Source organism: Aureimonas sp. SA4125 (genome assembly GCF_019973775.1).
GTDB lineage: Bacteria > Pseudomonadota > Alphaproteobacteria > Rhizobiales > Rhizobiaceae > Plantimonas.
Map to the genome: position 1 here is coordinate 4,364,058 of NZ_AP025032.1, position 19,848 is coordinate 4,383,905.

General features: G+C 63.5%; 15 protein-coding genes, 1 tRNA gene and 1 pseudogene. 14 read left to right on the top strand and 3 right to left on the bottom strand.

Going from position 1 to position 19,848, the window contains the following annotated elements:
* The first annotated feature begins 29 nt into the window (after window positions 1-29).
* Window positions 30-2,102 carry a TRAP transporter permease gene (locus Sa4125_RS20600; protein ID WP_224001178.1) on the top strand — a complete coding sequence of 691 codons (2,073 nt, stop codon included), beginning with the start codon at window positions 30-32 and terminating at the stop codon, window positions 2,100-2,102.
* 1,093 nt (window positions 2,103-3,195) lie between these two features.
* Window positions 3,196-3,474 carry an Arm DNA-binding domain-containing protein gene (locus Sa4125_RS24345; protein WP_345944344.1) on the top strand — a complete coding sequence of 93 codons (279 nt, stop codon included), beginning with the start codon at window positions 3,196-3,198 and terminating at the stop codon, window positions 3,472-3,474.
* Here the strand turns inward: Sa4125_RS24345 and Sa4125_RS20605 are convergent.
* Complete coding sequence (locus Sa4125_RS20605; protein ID WP_223998301.1) at window positions 3,390-4,598, bottom strand: IS256 family transposase; 1,209 nt, start codon at window positions 4,596-4,598, stop codon at window positions 3,390-3,392. The genes Sa4125_RS24345 and Sa4125_RS20605 overlap by 85 nt on opposite strands.
* A 17-nt stretch (window positions 4,599-4,615) precedes the next feature.
* On the opposite strand from Sa4125_RS20605, the gene Sa4125_RS20610 reads away from it, so the two are divergent.
* The 6 genes and pseudogenes from Sa4125_RS20610 to Sa4125_RS20635 all read left to right on the top strand — a co-directional run bounded on the left by Sa4125_RS20610 (window position 4,616) and on the right by Sa4125_RS20635 (window position 12,465).
* On the top strand, window positions 4,616-5,680 hold the full coding sequence (locus tag Sa4125_RS20610; protein WP_267461344.1) for a site-specific integrase: 1,065 nt from the start codon (window positions 4,616-4,618) through the stop codon (window positions 5,678-5,680).
* A gap of 47 nt (window positions 5,681-5,727) precedes the next feature.
* Window positions 5,728-6,936 (top strand): IS256 family transposase, encoded by a 1,209-nt coding sequence (locus tag Sa4125_RS20615; protein WP_223998301.1) that lies wholly within the window; start codon window positions 5,728-5,730, stop codon window positions 6,934-6,936.
* Between the two features lie 68 nt (window positions 6,937-7,004).
* Window positions 7,005-7,304, top strand: a complete 300-nt coding sequence (locus tag Sa4125_RS20620; protein ID WP_224001180.1) for a hypothetical protein — start codon at window positions 7,005-7,007, stop codon at window positions 7,302-7,304.
* A 1,623-nt stretch (window positions 7,305-8,927) separates the two neighbouring features.
* Window positions 8,928-10,634: pseudogene (locus Sa4125_RS20625) on the top strand (ATP-dependent RecD-like DNA helicase); the annotation flags it as partial.
* A 97-nt stretch (window positions 10,635-10,731) separates the two neighbouring features.
* Window positions 10,732-11,867 (top strand): IS3 family transposase gene (locus Sa4125_RS20630; RefSeq protein ID WP_224001182.1). Its coding sequence is split into 2 segments (ribosomal slippage): window positions 10,732-10,999 and window positions 10,999-11,867, totalling 1,137 coding nucleotides; the frame shifts between segments, so codons are not numbered across the junction.
* An 85-nt stretch (window positions 11,868-11,952) separates the two neighbouring features.
* Window positions 11,953-12,465 (top strand): hypothetical protein, encoded by a 513-nt coding sequence (locus tag Sa4125_RS20635; protein ID WP_224001184.1) that lies wholly within the window; start codon window positions 11,953-11,955, stop codon window positions 12,463-12,465.
* A gap of 221 nt (window positions 12,466-12,686) precedes the next feature.
* Here the strand turns inward: Sa4125_RS20635 and Sa4125_RS20640 are convergent, their stop codons facing one another.
* On the bottom strand, window positions 12,687-14,630 hold the full coding sequence (locus Sa4125_RS20640) for a hypothetical protein (RefSeq protein ID WP_224001186.1): 1,944 nt from the start codon (window positions 14,628-14,630) through the stop codon (window positions 12,687-12,689).
* Between the two features lie 82 nt (window positions 14,631-14,712).
* A tRNA-Ser gene (locus tag Sa4125_RS20645) sits at window positions 14,713-14,802 on the bottom strand.
* Window positions 14,803-15,238: 436 nt separating this feature from the next.
* Here Sa4125_RS20645 and rplU point away from each other — a divergent pair.
* From rplU to proB, 6 genes are all read left to right on the top strand, one after another.
* Window positions 15,239-15,742 carry a 50S ribosomal protein L21 gene (rplU, locus tag Sa4125_RS20650; RefSeq protein WP_224001188.1) on the top strand — a complete coding sequence of 168 codons (504 nt, stop codon included), beginning with the start codon at window positions 15,239-15,241 and terminating at the stop codon, window positions 15,740-15,742.
* Window positions 15,743-15,922: 180 nt separating this feature from the next.
* Window positions 15,923-16,192, top strand: coding sequence for a 50S ribosomal protein L27 (gene rpmA / locus Sa4125_RS20655; RefSeq protein ID WP_224001190.1), 270 nt, complete (start codon window positions 15,923-15,925; stop codon window positions 16,190-16,192).
* Between the two features lie 130 nt (window positions 16,193-16,322).
* Window positions 16,323-16,895: a GNAT family N-acetyltransferase gene (locus Sa4125_RS20660; RefSeq protein ID WP_224001192.1), complete on the top strand. Its 573-nt coding sequence runs from the start codon at window positions 16,323-16,325 to the stop codon at window positions 16,893-16,895.
* Window positions 16,896-16,972: 77 nt separating this feature from the next.
* Entirely contained in the window at window positions 16,973-17,479 is a 507-nt protein-coding gene (locus Sa4125_RS20665; protein ID WP_224001194.1) for a DUF3833 family protein, read from the top strand.
* Window positions 17,480-17,613: 134 nt separating this feature from the next.
* The gene (gene obgE, locus Sa4125_RS20670; protein WP_224001196.1) at window positions 17,614-18,684 is read left to right on the top strand and encodes a GTPase ObgE; all 1,071 of its coding nucleotides are present in this window, start codon (window positions 17,614-17,616) and stop codon (window positions 18,682-18,684) included.
* Window positions 18,681-19,829 carry a glutamate 5-kinase gene (proB, locus tag Sa4125_RS20675; RefSeq protein ID WP_224001198.1) on the top strand — a complete coding sequence of 383 codons (1,149 nt, stop codon included), beginning with the start codon at window positions 18,681-18,683 and terminating at the stop codon, window positions 19,827-19,829. Before obgE ends, proB begins: the two co-directional genes overlap by 4 nt.
* Window positions 19,830-19,848: the final 19 nt, after the last annotated feature.

Sequence of the window (19,848 nt, forward strand, 5' to 3'; positions counted from 1 at the left end):
TCAGCTCACTGAATTACGGATCCGGCACGATGAAGGTATTCCCCGACGAGGACGTGCGCCTGGCGCCGCTGGAACTCGATGAAGAGGCGGCGCGTGCGCTAGAAGAGAAGTTCGACTCCGAGATCCGCTTCCGGGCTCTTTCGAAGGAGGCGGGTTGGCTGGTCGGGGGGCTACTCGTCGCCCTTTCGCTGTTCCACTACTACACCGCAGGTTTCGGCCTTCTCTCGGAGATGATCCATCGGGGCATCCATCTCTCAATGGTGATTGCCCTCGTCTTCCTGGTCTTTCCCTTGACGAAGCGCGGCTTCGACACCCCTGCCGGTCATTCCATGGCGCGCCCAATCGGTATCCCCTTGTACGATTGGCTGCTGGCCATAGCCGCCGTCGTCGCCGTGCTGCACGTGCCCCTCATCCCGCTCGACACGCTGGCCTTCCGCGTCGGCAATCCGACAACGACCGACGTCGTGCTCGGTGGGACCTTGATCCTGCTCCTGCTCGAAGCGACGCGGCGCTCTGTCGGTTGGCCCTTGCCGATCATCGCACTCGTTTTCATGGCTTACGGCATCTTCGGCCAGTCGATGCCAGGCATCTTGGTTCACCCTGGCGCGACCGTCTCGCAGCTCGTCGACCACCTGTATCTGACGACGCAGGGAATTTACGGCATCGCGCTCGGCGTCGTCGCCACCTACGTCTTCCATTTCGTCCTGTTCGGCGTCTTTGCCACTCGCATCGGCCTCGGCCAGTTGTTCCTAGATTGCGCAGCCTGGGTCGCCGGGCGATATGCCGGCGGTCCCGCAAAGGTCTCTATCTTTGGCTCCGCGCTGTTCGGGATGATCTCTGGCTCGTCCGTCGCCAACACCGTCACCGTGGGGTCTTTGACGATCCCGGCCATGATCAAGCTCGGCTACAAACGCGAATTCGCGGCAGCGGTCGAGGCGGCATCATCGACCGGCGGCCAGATCACACCGCCGATCATGGGGGCCGCGGCGTTCCTGATGATTGAGTTCCTCAATCTGCCGTACACGACGATCATACTGGCGGCGATCGTACCGGCCTTCATGCACTTCTTCGGCGTTCTGATGCAGGTCCACTTTGAGGCCAAGCGCAATGGGCTGCGCGGCCTGCGTCCGGACGAGATGCCGGATCTCAAGGAAGCTTTTCGCCGCGACTGGCCGACCGTCATCCCGCTCGTCGTCCTCGTCGGCATCCTCCTGGCCGGCTACACGCCCTATCTCGCCGCCTTCTGGGGTATCACCCTCTGCATCCTGGTCGGGCTCTTCAACCCGCGCCGACGCATGAGCCTTGCCGACATCGCAGTTTGCCTCCGGGACGGCGCGAAATACGCGTTGGCCGTCGGTGCTGCCGCAGCTACCGTCGGCATCGTCGTCGGGGTGGTCACGCTGACGGGCGTCGGCTTCAAGATCTCCTTCATCGTCACCTCGACAGCTGCCGATATGGCGACTTTCGTAGGCGGCATCGTCCCCGCCTACCTCTTCGCGCCGCAGACGCTCACGCTGCTCTTCTCGCTGGTGATGACCGGCATCGTTTGCATTCTGATGGGCTGCGGCATCCCGACGACAGCCAACTACATCATCATGGCGACCATTGCCGCGCCGACGCTGGGCCTCCTCGGTGTCGAGCCGATCGTGGCGCATTTCTTCGTCTTCTATTACGGCGTTCTCGCAGACATCACGCCACCGGTGGCGCTTGCCGCCTATGCCGCCGCCGGCATGGCGGCGGCCGACCCCTTCAAGACCGGCAATATCGCGTTCCGGCTCAGCCTCGGCAAAGTGCTCGTCCCCTTTGTCTTCGTCTTCTCGCCGTCGCTGCTACTGGTTACGACCGGGTTCACCTGGACGGCCTTCGCCCTTGCCTTCATTGGCTGCGTGCTCGGCATCGCCTGCCTCGGGGCGGCGTTGTCCGGGTGGATGTTGGTCAGGACAAAACGTTGGGAGCGGATCCTTCTGGGCCTCGCCTCGCTGCTTCTCGTCGCTCCCGAGCTCTATTCGACGCTCGTGGGCATCGGCCTGATCCTTCCTGTCGTCGTGCGGCAATGGTCCGTACAGCAAACGGGAAGAGAAATGCGCTCCCCTGAACGTTGATGAAGACCAAAGGTCGAATGCGACCTGCGACGCTTCGGGAGCAATGGAAGGCATTGATCCCCATTGTTGTGGGGGCAGGCTTCGTACTGGCGGCACCTGTCGCCTGGCTCATTGCGCCGCGGCTCGGGGCTAGATAGTGGCGGGATAGGAACCGCCGCTGACGCGACAGGACCGCGACTAGTGTGACGGCCAGAGGATTCACAAGCGGGTGATCGTGAGGCCATCGCCTACAGCGATGAATTTTTGCCCGTCTTCTGTTAGTGCCTCTCGACCGTCCGTTAGAAACCACTCAACTAAAGAGATCGTCCAAGGTGCGGATTCACCGCCAGACTTCGGCCTCGATTGGTGAGCGATCTGATGAAGATGGTAAACCTTGCCAGCCGAGCCCTTGCCTATAGCCAGCGCGAGCTCGACTTTTTGGGTCTGGACGTCCGTCTCCCCACCGACAATGTCCGCATCATTCCATGCCGATAGTGCGTGAAGCTCGCAATCGGCGGCGGCGAGGACACCTCGTCATGTTAAGTGACGCAGCGCCTGCTTCTCGTCACAGGCGAAGCGGTCCGCTGGCGCCTCTCCGGTCTTGCCGTGGATGCGACGATCTGCGATCTCCCGCGTCTAGGCCTCAAGCGGACGGCCCCTCCACAGGGCCGGCGTCGGGGTTTGACCCTCGATCCGCACCAGGCCTCATCGTCGCAACGATCGAGAAACCGGATCCTTGGTTCGGAGCGAGATCTTCTCGATCTTCCGGCCGATGATCGGGGAGAGATCGACCGGTATTTTCTGGCGGAAATAGCAGGTGCCGTTGTCCGGATGACGCCACGGACTTGCGATTCTGACTCTCATGCGCGGTGTACCACCCCGGTGTACCAGGCGGCGAAGCATAAATCCTACGGTACAGTGCTTTCCCTATGAATCAGCGTGTGTGCCAGTCAACTGGCGGAGAAGGGGTCCGCCGACTTAGCGTCCAAAGAAGACTAGAGAAGTCAATTATAGCTAGAGATAACAAGCGTTTATATCGTTCACAATGTCCAGCACGATCCATTGATATCTTCCGACATCCGCATTACGATGTGGGGCGATTTGTGGGGTGGCGATGGCGAAGCGAACGGGACGACATCCAGATAAAGCGCTTACTGCAGTCCAGGTCCGGAATCTGAAAGTACCGGGACGCTACGCTGATGGCAACGGGTTGTATCTGGTCGTCGATGAGTCGGGCGCTCGCCGATGGCTGCTGCGGTCGTGTCCGTCAACGTGGTGGAAATTGAGTGTAGCTGAAGCGGCTCCGTTTCAGGCGACTTCGGTGGAAATCTGTTCGGGTTTTGCAGTGTTGCCCATGGCCATGAGGTCGGCCATGGGTTCGGTCTGCATGTAGCGGTTCTGGATCTGCCATTCGTCGTTGGCCTCGAGAAGGACGGCGCCGATGAGCCGGATGATGGATCCCTCGTTCGGGAAGATTCCGACGACGTCGGCACGCCGCTTCACCTCCTTGTTCAGGCGCTCCAGGGAATTCGTCGAATGGATCCGGGTCCGGTGCTGACTGGGAAAATCCATGTGCGCCAGCACGTCGGTCTCGCTGTTGTCGATGAAGGCCCCGAGCTTTGGACACTTTCCCCGAAGCTGGTCGGCGACGTGGCGCAGCGCCTGGCTGGCGCTAGCACGATCGGGCTGGGCGAAGGCTTGGCGCAGCGCGGCCGCCGCCATGCTCTGCTGCGCCTTCGGGACATACGACAGGGCGTTGCGCATCCAATGCACCCGGCAGCGCTGCCAGGAGGCGCTGAACACCCGGCGAATGGCGGCTTTCAGCCCTTCGTGAGCATCCGAGATCACGAGCTTCACGCCGGACAGGCCGCGGCGCACGAGGCTCTTGAGGAAGCTCGACCAAAACGTCTCCGCTTCCGAGGGGCCGATGTGAAGGCCGACGATCTCGCGCTTGCCGTCCGTGTTCACGGCCACGGCGATTATGGCGGCGACCGAAACGATGCGTCCACCCTCGCGCTGCTTCAGGTAGGTCGCATCCAGCCAGAGGTAGGGCCAGTCGCCAGTGAGAGGACGGTCGAGGAAGCCGCCGACGCGTTCGTCGATGTCTTTGCACAGCTTCGATACGGTGCTCTTGCCGATCCCCGACAGCCCCATGGCCTGTACCAGATCGTCGACCCGCCGGGTGGAAACGCCGCTGATCCAAGCTTCCTGAATGACGGCAACCAAGGCCTTCTCCGAGAGCTTTCTCGGCTCCAGGAACGGCGGGAAGTAGCTGCCCTGCCGAAGCTTGGGTATCCGAAGCTGCAACGAGCCGAGCCGCGTGTCGAGCGAGCGGTCGCGGTAGCCATTGCGATAAGTCGCCCGTTCCTGCGTCCGTTCGTGGCGCCCGGCGCCGATCATGCCTTCAACGTCGACCTCCATAAGGAGCTGCATCACGCTCTCGGCTATCGTTCTCAGGAAATCGCCGTCCCCGGCTTTCGCAAAAAGCTCGGCAAGCGGTAGTCTGTCCTCGGTCATCGGGTTCTCCGGTCAGGTTGAAGTCTCGCAACTCCACCTTAGCCGCCCTATCCGGTGACCGCCTCAGCCACACCTTTCAATGTCGGAATTTCCACCACGAGCGCGGACACTACCGGCTGCTGCGGATCACGATACAGGGCAACCGTCGCGACATAGGGCTCGGTGGCACATCCGTTGTGTCTCTGGCCGAAGCGCGGGAGAAGGCGCTGGAGTTTCGTAAGCTCGCCCGGGAGGGCGGCGATCCCCTCGCTGAGCGTCGCAAGGTGCGAAGGATCACACCGACCTTCGCCGAAGCCGTCGAGCTCGTTCACGCGGAGCACGCGTCGACTTGGAAAAATGCCAAGCATGCACAGCAGTGGAGGAACACGCTCCAACAGTACGCCTGCCCATTCATCGGCGAAAAGCCGGTTGATAAGATCGACACCCCTGACATTCTGCTCGTACTCTCCCCGATCTGGCTGACCAAACAGGAGACGGCTCGGCGCGTTAGGCAAAGGATAGGAACAGTGCTCGATTGGGCGAAGGCCTCCGGGCACAGGGACAGCGAAAATCCTATCAATGGCGTGGCCAAAGGCCTCCCCAAGCAGGGAGACAGAAAGAGCCATCATTCGGCCTTGCCCTACAAGGAGGTGCCGGATTTCGTGACACGCCTCCGGTCGTCGGGCGACGCAGAGTTATCGCGACTGGCTTTCGAGTTTCTGATTCTCACTGCCGCACGGACGAGCGAGGCTCTGGGCGCCCGGTGGGATGAAATAAACATGGAGGGAGCGCTTTGGACTGTTCCGGCCGACCGCATGAAAGCTGGGCGCATCCATCGAGTGCCGCTGAGTGCACGCAGTTTGCAAATTCTCGATAGAGCCGCGGCACTTGGGGGTGGCAGCAGCTGCATCTTCCCCGGGCGATCTGGTGACAAGCCACTTTCGAACATGGTTTTTTTGATGGCCCTCCGCAGGATGAAGGTGCCGATTACCGCCCATGGCTTCAGATCATCATTCCGCGATTGGGCCGCGGAAACGGTAGTGTCCGCGCTCGTGGTGGAAATTCCGACATTGAAAGGTGTGGCTGAGGCGGTCACCGGATAGGGCGGCTAAGGTGGAGTTGCGAGACTTCAACCTGACCGGAGAACCCGATGACCGAGGACAGACTACCGCTTGCCGAGCTTTTTGCGAAAGCCGGGGACGGCGATTTCCTGAGAACGATAGCCGAGAGCGTGATGCAGCTCCTTATGGAGGTCGACGTTGAAGGCATGATCGGCGCCGGGCGCCACGAACGGACGCAGGAACGGGCGACTTATCGCAATGGCTACCGCGACCGCTCGCTCGACACGCGGCTCGGCTCGTTGCAGCTTCGGATACCCAAGCTTCGGCAGGGCAGCTACTTCCCGCCGTTCCTGGAGCCGAGAAAGCTCTCGGAGAAGGCCTTGGTTGCCGTCATTCAGGAAGCTTGGATCAGCGGCGTTTCCACCCGGCGGGTCGACGATCTGGTACAGGCCATGGGGCTGTCGGGGATCGGCAAGAGCACCGTATCGAAGCTGTGCAAAGACATCGACGAACGCGTCGGCGGCTTCCTCGACCGTCCTCTCACTGGCGACTGGCCCTACCTCTGGCTGGATGCGACCTACCTGAAGCAGCGCGAGGGTGGACGCATCGTTTCGGTCGCCGCCATAATCGCCGTGGCCGTGAACACGGACGGCAAGCGCGAGATCGTCGGCCTTCACATCGGCCCCTCGGAAGCGGAGACGTTTTGGTCGAGCTTCCTCAAGAGCCTCGTGCGCCGCGGCCTGTCCGGCGTGAAGCTCGTGATCTCGGATGCTCACGAAGGGCTGAAAGCCGCCATTCGCCGGGTGTTCAGCGCCTCCTGGCAGCGCTGCCGGGTGCATTGGATGCGCAACGCCCTGTCGTATGTCCCGAAGGCGCAGCAGAGCATGGCGGCGGCCGCGCTGCGCCAAGCCTTCGCCCAGCCCGATCGTGCTAGCGCCAGCCAGGCGCTGCGCCACGTCGCCGACCAGCTTCGGGGAAAGTGTCCAAAGCTCGGGGCCTTCATCGACAACAGCGAGACCGACGTGCTGGCGCACATGGATTTTCCCAGTCAGCACCGGACCCGGATCCATTCGACGAATTCCCTGGAGCGCCTGAACAAGGAGGTGAAGCGGCGTGCCGACGTCGTCGGAATCTTCCCGAACGAGGGATCCATCATCCGGCTCATCGGCGCCGTCCTTCTCGAGGCCAACGACGAATGGCAGATCCAGAACCGCTACATGCAGACCGAACCCATGGCCGACCTCATGGCCATGGGCAACACTGCAAAACCCGAACAGATTTCCACCGAAGTCGCCTGAAACGGAGCCGCTTCAGCTACACTCAATTTCCACCACGTTGACGGACACGACCGGAATTCCGCTACCGAATGGAGACAGATCTCTCCGACCTGAGGCGTGAGTTGAGGGGCAACCTAGGTCAGCTCGTCGTCACGCCGGTCGTCGTCGCCGCGGTCGCGACCGGAGGTGCGCTTCTCTCGGGCCTCACGCACGATCTCCAGACCGCTGCCACTATTGGGCTGACGGCCGCAGTAGGAACAAAGGTCGAGGAGGTCGCGAAGACGGTCGCGGGGTTCGTCAAGGATCGTATGGGCTTCGACGAAAAGCAGCGCACCGTCCTCGCGAAGCATCCCATGGCCTACATGTGGGAACTATCTCGAGCGCACTAACGCGCGGCGCCGCAACTTACAGAAATCGCCAATCGGTCACGATGACCCAGCCGTTGACCATCGGCCCGTGATGTCGACAAATGCATGTCGGGCGGCCGACACATGCCGCGATCGGAGGGGTGGCGAGTGATCGAGGGCGCACGGAGGATACCGACCCAGCACATTTCTATCCGCGTGCCCTGGCACGACTTGGGTTGGAACGGTCGTGTCTGCCAAAATCCCCGCAGCAACACGCACTGCACGGCGCTTCCCAGGATCGGCGACACAAAGAACGACGATTGGGAGTCCTCCGTTGCTGGAGAGACCTTCGACATCAACGGCGGCCGATTGCCGGCCTGCGCCGCGGAGCGGGGCGCCTTCATGTCCGACTTCTCCTACATCCGTCGCTTCGAGCATCCCTATGCGTCCAACGGCACGCACGCTCACTTTCGGCGGACCACCTACAGCCACTCGCCCTTCTCGGCAGCCGCCGTGCCGTTCGGGTGGATGATGAGGGGCAACGAAGACTTGCCGGACCAAGCCACGAGACTTTCGCTCGGCTATCGCCACGAACTCGAGCCGGATGTCGGGTTCGACAGCATCTGGGTGCAGGAGCGGCGTAACCAGCTTGCGATGTTGGACACCTTCTTCGGTGCGATCGAGCCCAGGATCTCTCTGGTCTTCTTCTACGCCAAGAAGACGCCGCTGACCGAGGATCCGCGGCGCGTGATCGTAGGCATCGGCCGCGTCAAAGGCGTCGGTCCGGCGACCGAGTATGAGTATGAGGGACAGGCCTCCGGCGCACTCAGGTCGATGGTCTGGGAGCGCAACGTCGCGCACTCAATTCGCCCGGAGATAGGGGACGGTTTCCTGCTACCTTATCAGGAGATACTTCAGATTGCGGAGGCGGATCCTGATTTCGATCCGAAGCCGTTCGTCCTCCATGCGCCCGAGGAGCATTGGGACGCTTTCTCGATGGGCGCGGAGCACGTCAGCCACGACAAGGCGATCGCCACGCTGCTTGCAGCATCTGCGACCGTCTCCCGTTACGAGGAGGTCCTTGCTGGCGATTGGGATCACGCCCACCGCTGGATTGACGGAGAACTGAACCGCCTCTGGCGCCTCCGGGGGGCCTTCCCCGGGCTCGGTTCGGCGCTGAGCGCGCTCGGCCTAGAGAACGGCACGCTCCTCGCTCACGCGATCGGCGGAATCCTTCACGCCGACGGTGGTGCCGACGTTCGGGATCCATGGCCGCTCGTCGGTGCGCTGCTGGCCGATCCGTCCCCGCTTCCGAAGGAGCTCCGTGGGTCTATCGGACCGGTCGCGGCCAAGCTGTGGGGCAGCCTAAAGCCGGAGAGGCGGGCGCTGCTCGAACTCCTCGCCCGCTTCGAACTTTCCGCCGAGCAGGTCAGGCGATGGTGGGTGAAGGAGCGGCGTAAGGAGTCCGGTATCCCCTATGAGGACAATGCCATTCTCGCGAACCCCTATCTGATTTACGAGGCGGATCGGGAGAGGCCAGATCCCATATCGGTCAGAGTGGTCGATCGCGGGGTGTTTCCCGACCCCCAGGTTCTCGCCGCCGCGCCCATCCCTGCGCCGTCCGCCTGTCCGGAACCTCTCGATCCGAGAAGGGCACGCGCGCTCATGATCGATACGCTGGAGGTCGCAGCGGGCGAAGGCCACACCCTCCTTCCGCAGGACTGGCTCGTCGACAGGGTCAGAACCGCGGAAGTATCACCACCCTGCGCCATCGCGAGCGATTGGGTCGACGCCTTCGGCAGCGAACTGACGCCAGTGATCGAGACCGCCACTACCGTCGCCGGCGATCCGGCCTGGCAACTCGCTCGATATGCCAACTCCCGCACCCTGATCGCGACACGCGTCCTCAGACGCATCGCTGGTGCGCGTCACAAGGGGGATCATGACTGGCGTCGACGTATCGACGACGCGCTTGGCGGCAAGTCCAAGGGCGACGATCCCGCCGAGGAGGCCGCAAGGGCAGAGAAGGCGGAGGCCCTCGAGGAGCTTTTCAGGTCGCGCGCATCGGCGCTCATCGGTCCCGCGGGTACCGGCAAGACGACGCTGCTGCTCGCGCTTTTGTCGCTTGAGCAGATTACGAATGGAGGCGTCCTACTCCTCGCTCCGACGGGCAAGGCCCGTGTTCAGATGCAGCGCAAGGCAGGCGACGTTACTGCCTACACGCTCGCGCAGTTCTTGCTGACCTCCAAGCGCTACGATCCCCAGACCGGCGCCTATCGGACCAATGGCTCATCGGAACGGGAAGGTGGGTACGCCACCGTCGTCATCGACGAAGCCTCCATGCTCACCGAGGATCAGCTCGCTGCCGCCCTTGATGCGCTCGACCCCGCGACAGTGCAGCGCCTGATCTTAGTCGGCGACCCCCGGCAGCTACCGCCGATTGGAGCGGGCCGCCCATTCGTTGACGTGATCCGCCAGCTCCGAAACACAGGGGACAAATCCAATGGACTGGCGGAGCTTACCGTCGTGCGCAGACAGTCTGGCGCGGGGTCCGCGCGTGACGATGTGCTCCTCTCGCGCTGGTTCAGCGGCGAGGCGCCCGATCCCGGCGCTGACGAAGTTTGGTCGAGGCTTTCGTCCGGCACGGCATCCGGGATCCGGACGGTACAGTGGGGCGGCGACGCCGACCTTCACCGGAAGCTCCTGGCCGAGGTCATCCGCCACGTCCGGGAAGGCGTGGACGACGCCATCAGCGATGAGACGGCGTTCGAAATGAGCCTGGGCGGTAGCGAGTTCAACGGACGCGCCTACTTCAATCTCTCGCGGCCGGACGAGGCCGGGAACCGTCGCGGCGGCGGCGCGGAGGCCGAGTCCTGGCAGATTCTGGCGCCGATGAGGGGCGGCGAAACTGGCGTCGATGGTCTGAACCGATGGATCAAGTTGATCTTCCGGCAGTCGGTCCGGAAGTGGTGGGACGTCGACACCTACTATCAGCGTAAGATCGCGAAACCGCTCGGCGGCCAGGCGATCCTTTACGGCGACAAGGTCATTAACCTGTCTAACGGGCGGCGAAAGGATGTATGGCCGGAGCTTGAGAAGGCCTACCTGGCCAACGGCGAGATCGGCCTCGCGGTCGGTCAGTATAAGGGCAAGACTTGGAAGCTGAAGGGCCTCCCGTGGAAGCTCGAGGTCGAGTTCTCGACGCAGCTCGGCCACAAGTTTGGCTTCACCGGATCCGACTTCGGCGAGGATGGGGACGCACGGCTTGAGCTCGCATACGCCCTCACGATCCACAAGTCTCAAGGCAGCGAGTTCGGGACGACGTTCGTCGTGATTCCCAATCCCTGCCGACCGCTTTCCAGAGAGCTCCTCTACACAGCTCTCAAGAGGTGGCTCGGCAAATCTGCACAGCGGGCTGAGTGGATTGTCTGCCTGAAGACGGCCAGGATGGCCGCGACCAGGAGAGACGATGACCAAGAGACCGAGGCGGAACCACAGCCCTACCTTCAAAGCAAAGGTGGCGCTGGCAGCAGTGCGCGGCGAGAAGACGCTGGCCGAATTGGCGCAGCAGTTCGACGTGCATCCCAATCAGATCACGCAGTGGCGCTCTCAGCTTCTGGAGGGCGCCGCCGGAGTTTTCGGATCAGAAACGACCGCAATCGCCGCCGCCCCAGTCATCGACGTGAAGACGCTGCATGCCAAGATCGGGGAGCTGACATTGGCCAACGATTTTTTGGAAGGCGCGCTCGACAAGGCCGGACTGTTGCCGAGCGCAAGACGATGATCGACCGCTCCCATCCTCTGCCGGTTGCCGGGCAGGCACGCGAACTCGGCATCAGCCGGGGAAGCGTCTACTACCTGCCACGCGCTGTCTCTGCCGCCGATCTCGCACTCATGCGACGGATAGACGAACTGCATTTGGAATATCCCTTCGCCGGCAGCCGCATGCTTCGCGACCTCTTGACTTTGGAGGGCATTGTTGTCGGCCGCCTGCGTGTCGCAACGCTGATGAAGCGGATGGCGATTGAGGCGATCTACCGTCGGCCGAACACGTCAAAGCCGGCGCCGGGCCACAAGATCTATCCCTATCTCCTGCGCAAGCTGCCGGTGATGCGGCCGAACCAGGTCTGGGCGATGGACATTACCTACATCCCGATGGCCCGCGGCTTCGTCTATCTCGCCGCCGTCGTCGACTGGTTCAGCCGGCGGGTGCTGAGCTGGCGGCTTTCGATCTCGATGCAGGCGGACTTCTGCATCGAGGCGGTGGAGGAGGCCTTGGCCCGTTTTGGGAAACCCGAAATCTTCAACACGGATCAGGGCTCGCAGTTCACCAGCATCGACTTCACGAAGGTCCTGTTGGACAGGGAGATCAAGATCAGCATGGACGGCAAGGGCGCCTGGCGCGACAACGTCTTCGTCGAGCGGCTCTGGAAATCAGTGAAATACGAGGAGGTCTATCTCCGGGCCTATGAGACGGTCAGCCATGCCCGGGCCTCGCTCGCCCGATACCTCGACTTCTACAACGGCGGACGCCCGCACTCGAGCTTGGGCCGGAAGACCCCGGACCACGCCTACTTCAACCAGCCGCTTCTCGCAGCGGCATAAACCCGGCAGACGATCCACTTATCAGGCCGCCGAGCCTGTTCAGACAAACCGAGCCACCTCTCTCACAAGGCAGCAGCGGGACGTCGTGCTGTTTCATCAGGGCGAGTTACGTGATCTCATGAAGCTGTCCGGAGCAGATCGTTCGGAGACCGCCCGTCGGTGGACGAACCTGTTCATCGCTCCTTCCCCTGTCGAGCATGTGGGCTCCTTCCTCGAGAGCGGGCTCATCCATCGCACCACGCGTGGCGAACTGGTGCGGTCGAAGTCCGAGGTGATCATTGCCGATTTGCTAGATGGCTTCGGTGTCCCCTACACCTACGAGCAGCCCTTCAAGGGAGCGGACGGCTCGATCAGGTATCCTGACTTCACTGTTGCGGACGCTGAAATGGGCCGAACGCTGCTGATCGAGCACCTCGGTATGCTCGACCGACCCGACTACGTGGCGAGGTGGAAGGCGAAAGAGGCCTGGTACCGCGCCGCAGGTGTGGGCCAGGCCGGCGACCCCACGACCGAAGTGGTTCTGTTAACCACAACCGAGTTAGGCGGCTTTAACGCGGCTAACATAAAGAAGCAGCTCGCCAGCGCACTCAGTCTATAGAGCTCGTGACCGATGGTCCGGAGCAGGAAGGCATCGATCCGTTGTTCGCGGCGCTCGCGATTGACGCGTCGGGTCTCTCGATGCCGCCCAGAACGTCCCGCTCGAAAACAGCCGTCCTCCATCGCTCGGCGCATCCTCGAGAAAATCCGGTTCGCTAAACGCCCTCCTCCTTGGCCCCGAGATCACGGCTTCGGCTCTCACGAAGTGCCTTCTGCTGTGCTCTAATCCTTCGGCCGCCTGCCTCTCGTCCGTTTACGTGCGGCCATGACGTCAAACGGCAGGCCGCGGAACACTGAGAAGTCGATTTCCGGGCTTAGGGGAAGCAGGGCGAGTTGTCGGGCACCCTTCTCACTCAATACCTGCTGCCCATAGCCTTCGTGCTCATCGCCGCCCACCGTGTGCCCCACCTGAATCCGGCGGATGCGCCCATCGACTTTCTCGTCGCGCATGTCATCGATGTTGCCGCCACGAAGAGAATGAAACACCTCACCGTTGCCCTTTTCGATGCCCGCCTTCTTGAACAGGCGCTGCATGTAGGACGAGGCACTTTTTGAAGGATCGTGGAGGTTCATGATCCCCGGGAAGAGAAATGCGTCGCCCTGTTTCATTGCCCAGTCGATGAAGCCGATTTCCTTCAAGAATGGATGAAGCACGAAGAAGCCTGTGCTGGCATCGGTCTTGAAAGGCACGCGCACCCATTTGCCATCTTTCACGACGATGCCTGACGTCTCGGCTACGAAAAGGCCGCCAAATTTATCCCGGATGTCACTCCCCTGGAGATGAATCAAAAGGCCAAGGCGTCGGCCTGTCAGATGGCCGAGGAGCGGCAACATCGCTTCATCCAAAAGACCGCTTGCGACGCCAATCCTGAAGACAGCAGAAATCTTTTCCGCCGACAACGGTGCCGACTTGCGTTTGGGAGCTGCGGTTTCAGGAAACCTGATGTTTGCATTGGCAAAGGGGTCGGAGTAGCCCAGTTCCTTCATCTTGTGACGGATCATCGTTCCAATCGAACCAACATATCCGTCCTGGAAAGTCGACAGCTTGATCGGCTTGAGATGCATGTCACGGTTGTCGTCGATAATCTCCCGAGCAGTCCAGTCAGTTCGACGATCCGCTTCGTTAGCGGGCCAAAAGCTGAGGAGGTGGACATAGGCCTGAAGATCCGAGGCATTGTAGGTATCGACAGGATGATCGCCAATCAGTTCCAGAAAGAGGTCTCGGCGAAACCGAGCCGTGTTGATGTCTTTCTGCTTGGACGGTGAAGCGGCTTCTCGGTACTCAAGATACTCCTCCGAGACTTCGCTGAAGCGTGGCTTCTCGGAGGCGGGGCGGGGCACGGTACGGCGATCCAGACGATAGGCCGGAATGATGTTGCCTTTCTCGTCTCGTACGACGGCTCGGGGCACGAAGGCGGCCGGAGGCGCTTCCAGGGTCGGTCGAGGTGGCGCGGCTGACTGCGGCTGCGGGATGGCTGGCGAGGGCTGAAGCTGAGTAGTGGTATGAGACGGTGCAGGCCCGCTGGGAGACAGAGCCGTCCCCGCGAACTTGTCCACGTACTTCGTCTTCAGGACATCGACGTTGTCGACGATGAGAGAATTGCCCTCGGAGCCTTTCGCGATCTCACGCGCGATTCCGACCAGCCCGCGCATCCCCGCAAAGGCCTGGCTCTCTTCCGCCGATGGCTGCCTTGGATCCTGTTCGACAATCCGTTTCACTGCTTTGAGGTAGCCTCGCACCTCGACCACAACCTCGTCAGGCGTTTCGCCGGAGAAGAGCTGCTCGACGTCGACGCTAGTATCGGCGTTCGGTGCTCCAGACTTGTCGGTCTTGTCGCCACTCATCGAGCGCCTGCCGATCTCGTCAAAACGCGTGCGGGCGGCTGCCGCCAGCAAGTCCGCGATGCGCCGCGCGTCTGCCGCGGGACGGGCCCCGATGCCGAGCCGCACGAGCGGAGAGCCGCGCCCACCGCCGAGCGTCTTTGGAATGCGGATCTGGAAAAGATAGCTCGTCCCGGTCCGGACGAGATGAGGCCCCGCCCCGCGGGGACGGTCGCCCGTCCGATTCGATCCGGCGCTGGCGACCTCTGCGGGATGGTCCGCGAACGATACACCACGCGATACACGGGACGATACACCACCCAATTCACGGTCGAAACTTTCCATTCCCAGACACCCGCTTGGGGCGCTCCGAGCCTAGAATACCGGAAAACATGGGGTTTGGAATTGGCGGAGTGTGCCAGTCAACTGGCGGAGAAGGGGGGATTCGAACCCCCGATACGGTTGCCCGTATGCCGCATTTCGAGTGCGGTGCATTCGACCACTCTGCCACCTCTCCGGGGCGGACCATATCGTGGAAAGTGCGGGGCATGTCCAGACGTTTCGTGTGTCGGAGCATGCCTTTTTTGGCGGCGGCGATGAGATCGGGGCTCTGGGAAGGCTGGAAATGGCGGCGGGTCGGGTGGACCGTCGCCATGGAAGCACCCCGGAGACAGCCGCGCCTGGGACATGGCCGGCATTCGGATCCTCTGCGCGCAGGCTGCGAGCGACACGCGGTTACACCCTGCAACTGACCCGCAGGAACCGGCGGCCGAGCCGCGCCAGCTTGACGCAGCGGGACGCCTGGGCTATGGACGCGCCCGATGGGAACAGCCTCGCTGTGCCCGTTCTGGCCGCCCCGATGACGCCTGGCGTCGACGGTTTCGCCATTCAGCCGAAAAACAACAAGAAGACGGCCCGGGAAATTCCGAGAGTCGGTCTAAGAAGGAATGACCATGTTCGCAGTGATCAAGACAGGCGGCAAGCAGTACCGCGTCGTCGCCAACGACGAATTCGAGATCGAGCGCCTGCCCGGCGAAGCCGGCGACAGCCTGACCTTCACCGAGGTGCTGATGCTCGGCACGACGATCGGCGCGCCCTTCGTGGCCGGCGCCAGCGTCACCGCCGAGATCGTCGAGCAGACCCGCGGCCCGAAGGTGATCTCGTTCAAGAAGCGTCGCCGGCAGAATTCCAAGCGCACCCGCGGCCACCGCCAGGACCTGACGCTGATTCGCATCGGCGAGATCCTCGGCGAGGGCCAGACAGCCTCGGAAAAGCCGGCAAAGGCCGCCAAGGTCGAGAAGACCGAGGCCGAAGTCGCCGAAGACAAGGCTGCGGCGAAGGCCGCCAAGGACGAGGCGAAGGCCGCCAAGGCGGAAGCCAAGGCCGAGGCGCCGACGAAGAAGGCACCGGCCAAGCCGCGCGCCAAGAAGACCGAGACCGTCGCCGACGCCGAATAGCGCCGCCGTCACGGCGCCCCGCACGTCGCCGGAAAGCCGGCAGCGTCGGAAAGGCCGGCAGAGCGAATTGGGTGGGGTTGCCGATAGGCCGAGACATTTCGGCCGGCATCCTGCTAAAATGTTAGAGATTGAGAGAGCCGAAGCGTCCGTTGGGATGGCGAGGCTCCAGGAGAGAACATCATGGCTCATAAGAAAGCAGGCGGCTCGTCCCGCAACGGTCGCGACTCGGCCGGTCAGCGCCTCGGCGTGAAGAAGTCGGGCGGCCAGGCCGTCATCCCGGGCAACATCATCGTGCGCCAGCGCGGCACCCAGTGGCACCCGGGCGCCAATGTCGGCATGGGCAAGGATCACACCATCTTCGCCGTCATCGAGGGCACCGTGAATTTCCAGACCAAGGCCGGCGGTCGCGCCTTTATTTCCGTACTGCCGAAGGCCATCGCAGCAGAGTGACCGGCGCATCGAAGCACCGGTGTCCCAACGACCCGGTGCTTTGAGACCGACCGCCATGGTCACCGTTTCGAAGCGCGATCAGGGGAGATGGGCCGCCATCTCCCCTTTTTCGTTGTCGAGGACGGATGTCATGGACCAGGACTTCAGCAGTCTGCTCGAAGACCCGCTTGAGCCCATAGCCACGCGGCGGCTGCTTCTGCGGCGACCGGTGGCCGAGGATGCGCCCGCGATGGCGCGGCTTGCCAACGATCCGGGCGTGGCATTGATGCTGGCACGCCTGCCGCATCCCTATACCATCGATCATGCCCGGCATTTCCTGGCGACGGTCGACCGGGAACTCGTCTTCGCCGTGACCGACGCGAAGGGCCGCTTTCTCGGCATGTGTGGCCTCCGGCCCATGGTCCGGCCGCGCACGGTCGATCTCGGCTACTGGCTCGGCCGGCCGCATTGGGGCAAGGGCATTGCCACCGAGGCGGCGCAGGCGGTGATAGACCTTGCCTTCACCCGGGCCGAGATCGACTGCGTGCATGCCAATTGCCGGGCGATCAACGGCGCTTCCCGCCGGGTGCTGGAGAAATGCGGTTTCCAGCAGCGCGGCACCAGCACCTTCGTCTCGGTGGCCGCGGGCCGCGTCGCGGCCGAGGATTTTCATCTCGACCGCCGCGCCTGGGCGGCCTTGAAGGCTTGGGGCCGTTCGGCATGACAGAGACAACCTCGAAACGAGCCGGCCGACGACGGACGTTGGGCGCCGTGCGGCTGGCAATTCAAGGAATCGCGCTCATGGCGCTGACCGCCTGCACCGGACCGGTGCCCGCGCCGGATGGTCCGTTCGCGCTGGAGGCGTTTTTCGCGGGCGCGAGCAGGAGTGAGGGCGAGGTCCGTACAGCGCTCGTGCTGACGGAGAGGATCACCGCGAGTTTTGCAGGCGCTTCGACGGAAAACGGTCTCGAACTCGACGAGATCTTCCATTTCCCGCAAGGTGATCGGCTGCAGCGCTGGTCTCTTCGGGCAGGTGCGGGCGGGACGTATGCCGGCACGGTCCGCACGGCGGGCGACGACGGCGAACTGCGCGCGCCGGCAAACGTCACGGGCTACAAGACCGCTGACGGCGCGGTGCTCGACTATGACGGCTACGCCCCCGGCGGCAGCGACAGGCTCCTGCACTTTCGCCACTGGATGACGACGCAAGGGGATGGGACGGTTCTCAACCGCGTGCGGATCTCCAAGTTCGGCCTGCCGATCGCCGGCGCCCGCGTCGTCTTCTCGAAGGTCCCGCCGACCGGTTGACCGCCGGCGGATCGGTGCCCGCGACACTTTCACAAGGGCAGGCCTTCGCGTCCCGCCTCGTCTTCACTACAATAGCCCCGTTCAAGACGGCAGCGGCGACCCTTCGCCCGCCCGGACGGCCAGGAAGCCAAGCCATGAAGTTCCTCGACCAGGCCAAGGTCTACATCAAGTCCGGCGACGGCGGCGCCGGCGCCATCTCCTTTCGCCGCGAGAAGTTCATCGAGTTCGGTGGGCCGGACGGCGGCGACGGGGGACGCGGCGGGGACGTCTTCATCGAGGCGGTATCGGGGCTGAACACGCTCATCGACTATCGCTACCAGCAGCATTTCCGGGCCAAGACCGGCACCCATGGCATGGGCCGCAACCGCACCGGCGCCAAGGGCGCGGACGTGACGCTGAAGGTCCCGGCCGGAACCCAGGTCTATGCCGAGGACAACGAGACGCTGCTCTGCGACCTCTCCCAGATCGGCCAGCGCGTGCGTATCGCCGCGGGCGGCAATGGCGGCTTCGGCAACGACTATTTCAAGACGTCGGTCAACCAGTCGCCCTACCGCGCCAATCCCGGCCTCGAGGGTGAGGAACTGACGATCTGGCTGCGGCTGAAGCTCATCGCCGATGCCGGCGTCGTCGGCCTGCCGAATGCCGGCAAGTCGACCTTTCTCGCCTCCGTCACCGCGGCGCGGCCGAAGATCGCCGACTATCCCTTCACGACGCTGCATCCCAATCTCGGCGTCGCCACCGTCGACGGGGCGGAATTCGTCATCGCCGATATTCCGGGCCTCATCGAGGGCGCGCATGAGGGCGTTGGCATCGGCGACCGCTTTCTCGGCCATGTCGAGCGCACGCGCGTCCTCCTGCACCTCGTCTCGGCGACCGAAGAGGACGTCGCCTATGCCTACAGGACCGTGCGCGCCGAGCTTCACGCCTATGACGAGAGCCTGACGGACAAGCCCGAGATCCTGGCGCTGTCGAAGATCGACACTTTGTCGGAAGAGGAACTGGCCGAGAAGCTGAAAATACTCGGCAAGGCGAGCGGCAAGCGACCGCTGGCGATCTCCGCGGTCAGCCGTGCCGGCATGACACCCGTCCTGCGCCAGCTCAGACGCGAGATCCTTGGCATTACCGGCGAGGAGGAGGAGGCGCCCTCCCCCGATCGTTGGGCTGCCTTGCCCGATTCCTACAGCGAGCGGCAGGACCGCGAATGACCGCTGGCAAGACGCTCACGGGCGCCAGGCGGATCGTCGTCAAGATCGGCTCGGCCCTTCTCGTCGACCGCAAGACCGGCCTCAGGCGCGACTGGCTCGAGGGCTTCGTCGCCGATGTCGCGCGGCTGGCCGCGTCAGGCCACGAGATGCTGATCGTTTCGTCCGGAGCGATCGCGCTCGGCCGGAAGATCCTGAAGCTGCCGGACGGCGCGCTGAAGCTCGAGGAGAGCCAGGCGGCGGCGGCCGTCGGCCAGATCGCGCTGTCGCGCGCCTATGCCGAAAGCCTTGGCACCCATGACCTCGAAGCCGGGCAGATCCTCCTGACGCTCGGCGACACCGAGGAGCGGCGGCGCTATCTCAATGCCCGCGCGACGATCGCAACGCTGCTGCAGTTCGGCGCGGTGCCGGTGATCAACGAGAACGACACGGTGGCCACCACCGAGATCCGCTATGGCGACAACGACCGGCTGGCGGCACGCGTCGCCACGATGATGTCGGCGGACCTCCTCGTGCTCCTGTCGGATATCGACGGGCTCTACACCGCTCCCCCGGCGCAGGATCCGCGCGCGGCGCATATCCCGCTGGTCGAGCGCATCACCCCCGAGATCGAGGCGATGGCGGGTGCGGCAGCGTCCGAATATTCGCGCGGCGGCATGCGCACCAAGATCGACGCGGGCAAGATCGCGACGGCGGCGGGCGCGGCGATGATCATCACCGCCGGCGACCGGATCGGGCCGCTCGGCGCGATCGAGCGCGGCGAGCGGGCGACGCTGTTCCGGCCGACGGCCAATCCGGTGATGGCGCGCAAGCGCTGGATCGCCGGCCATCTCAATGCCGCCGGACGTCTCGTCGTCGACGCCGGCGCCGTCACGGCGCTGTCGGCGGGCAAGAGCCTGCTGCCGGCGGGGGTCGTCGCGGTGCATGGCGAGTTCGGCCGCGGTGACACCATCGTCGTCGCCGCCGAGGATGGGCGCGAGATCGCCCGCGGCCTCGTCGCCTACGACGCGGCCGAAGCAAGGCTGGTGGCGGGCCTGCGTTCCCAGGCGATCGAGGCGGCGCTCGGCTATGCCGCCCGCGCCGCGATGATCCACCGCGACGACCTGGTGATGGAACGGCATTTTCGCGATGCCGGCGAACTGGCCTGAACGACAGGTTTTGAAAGGA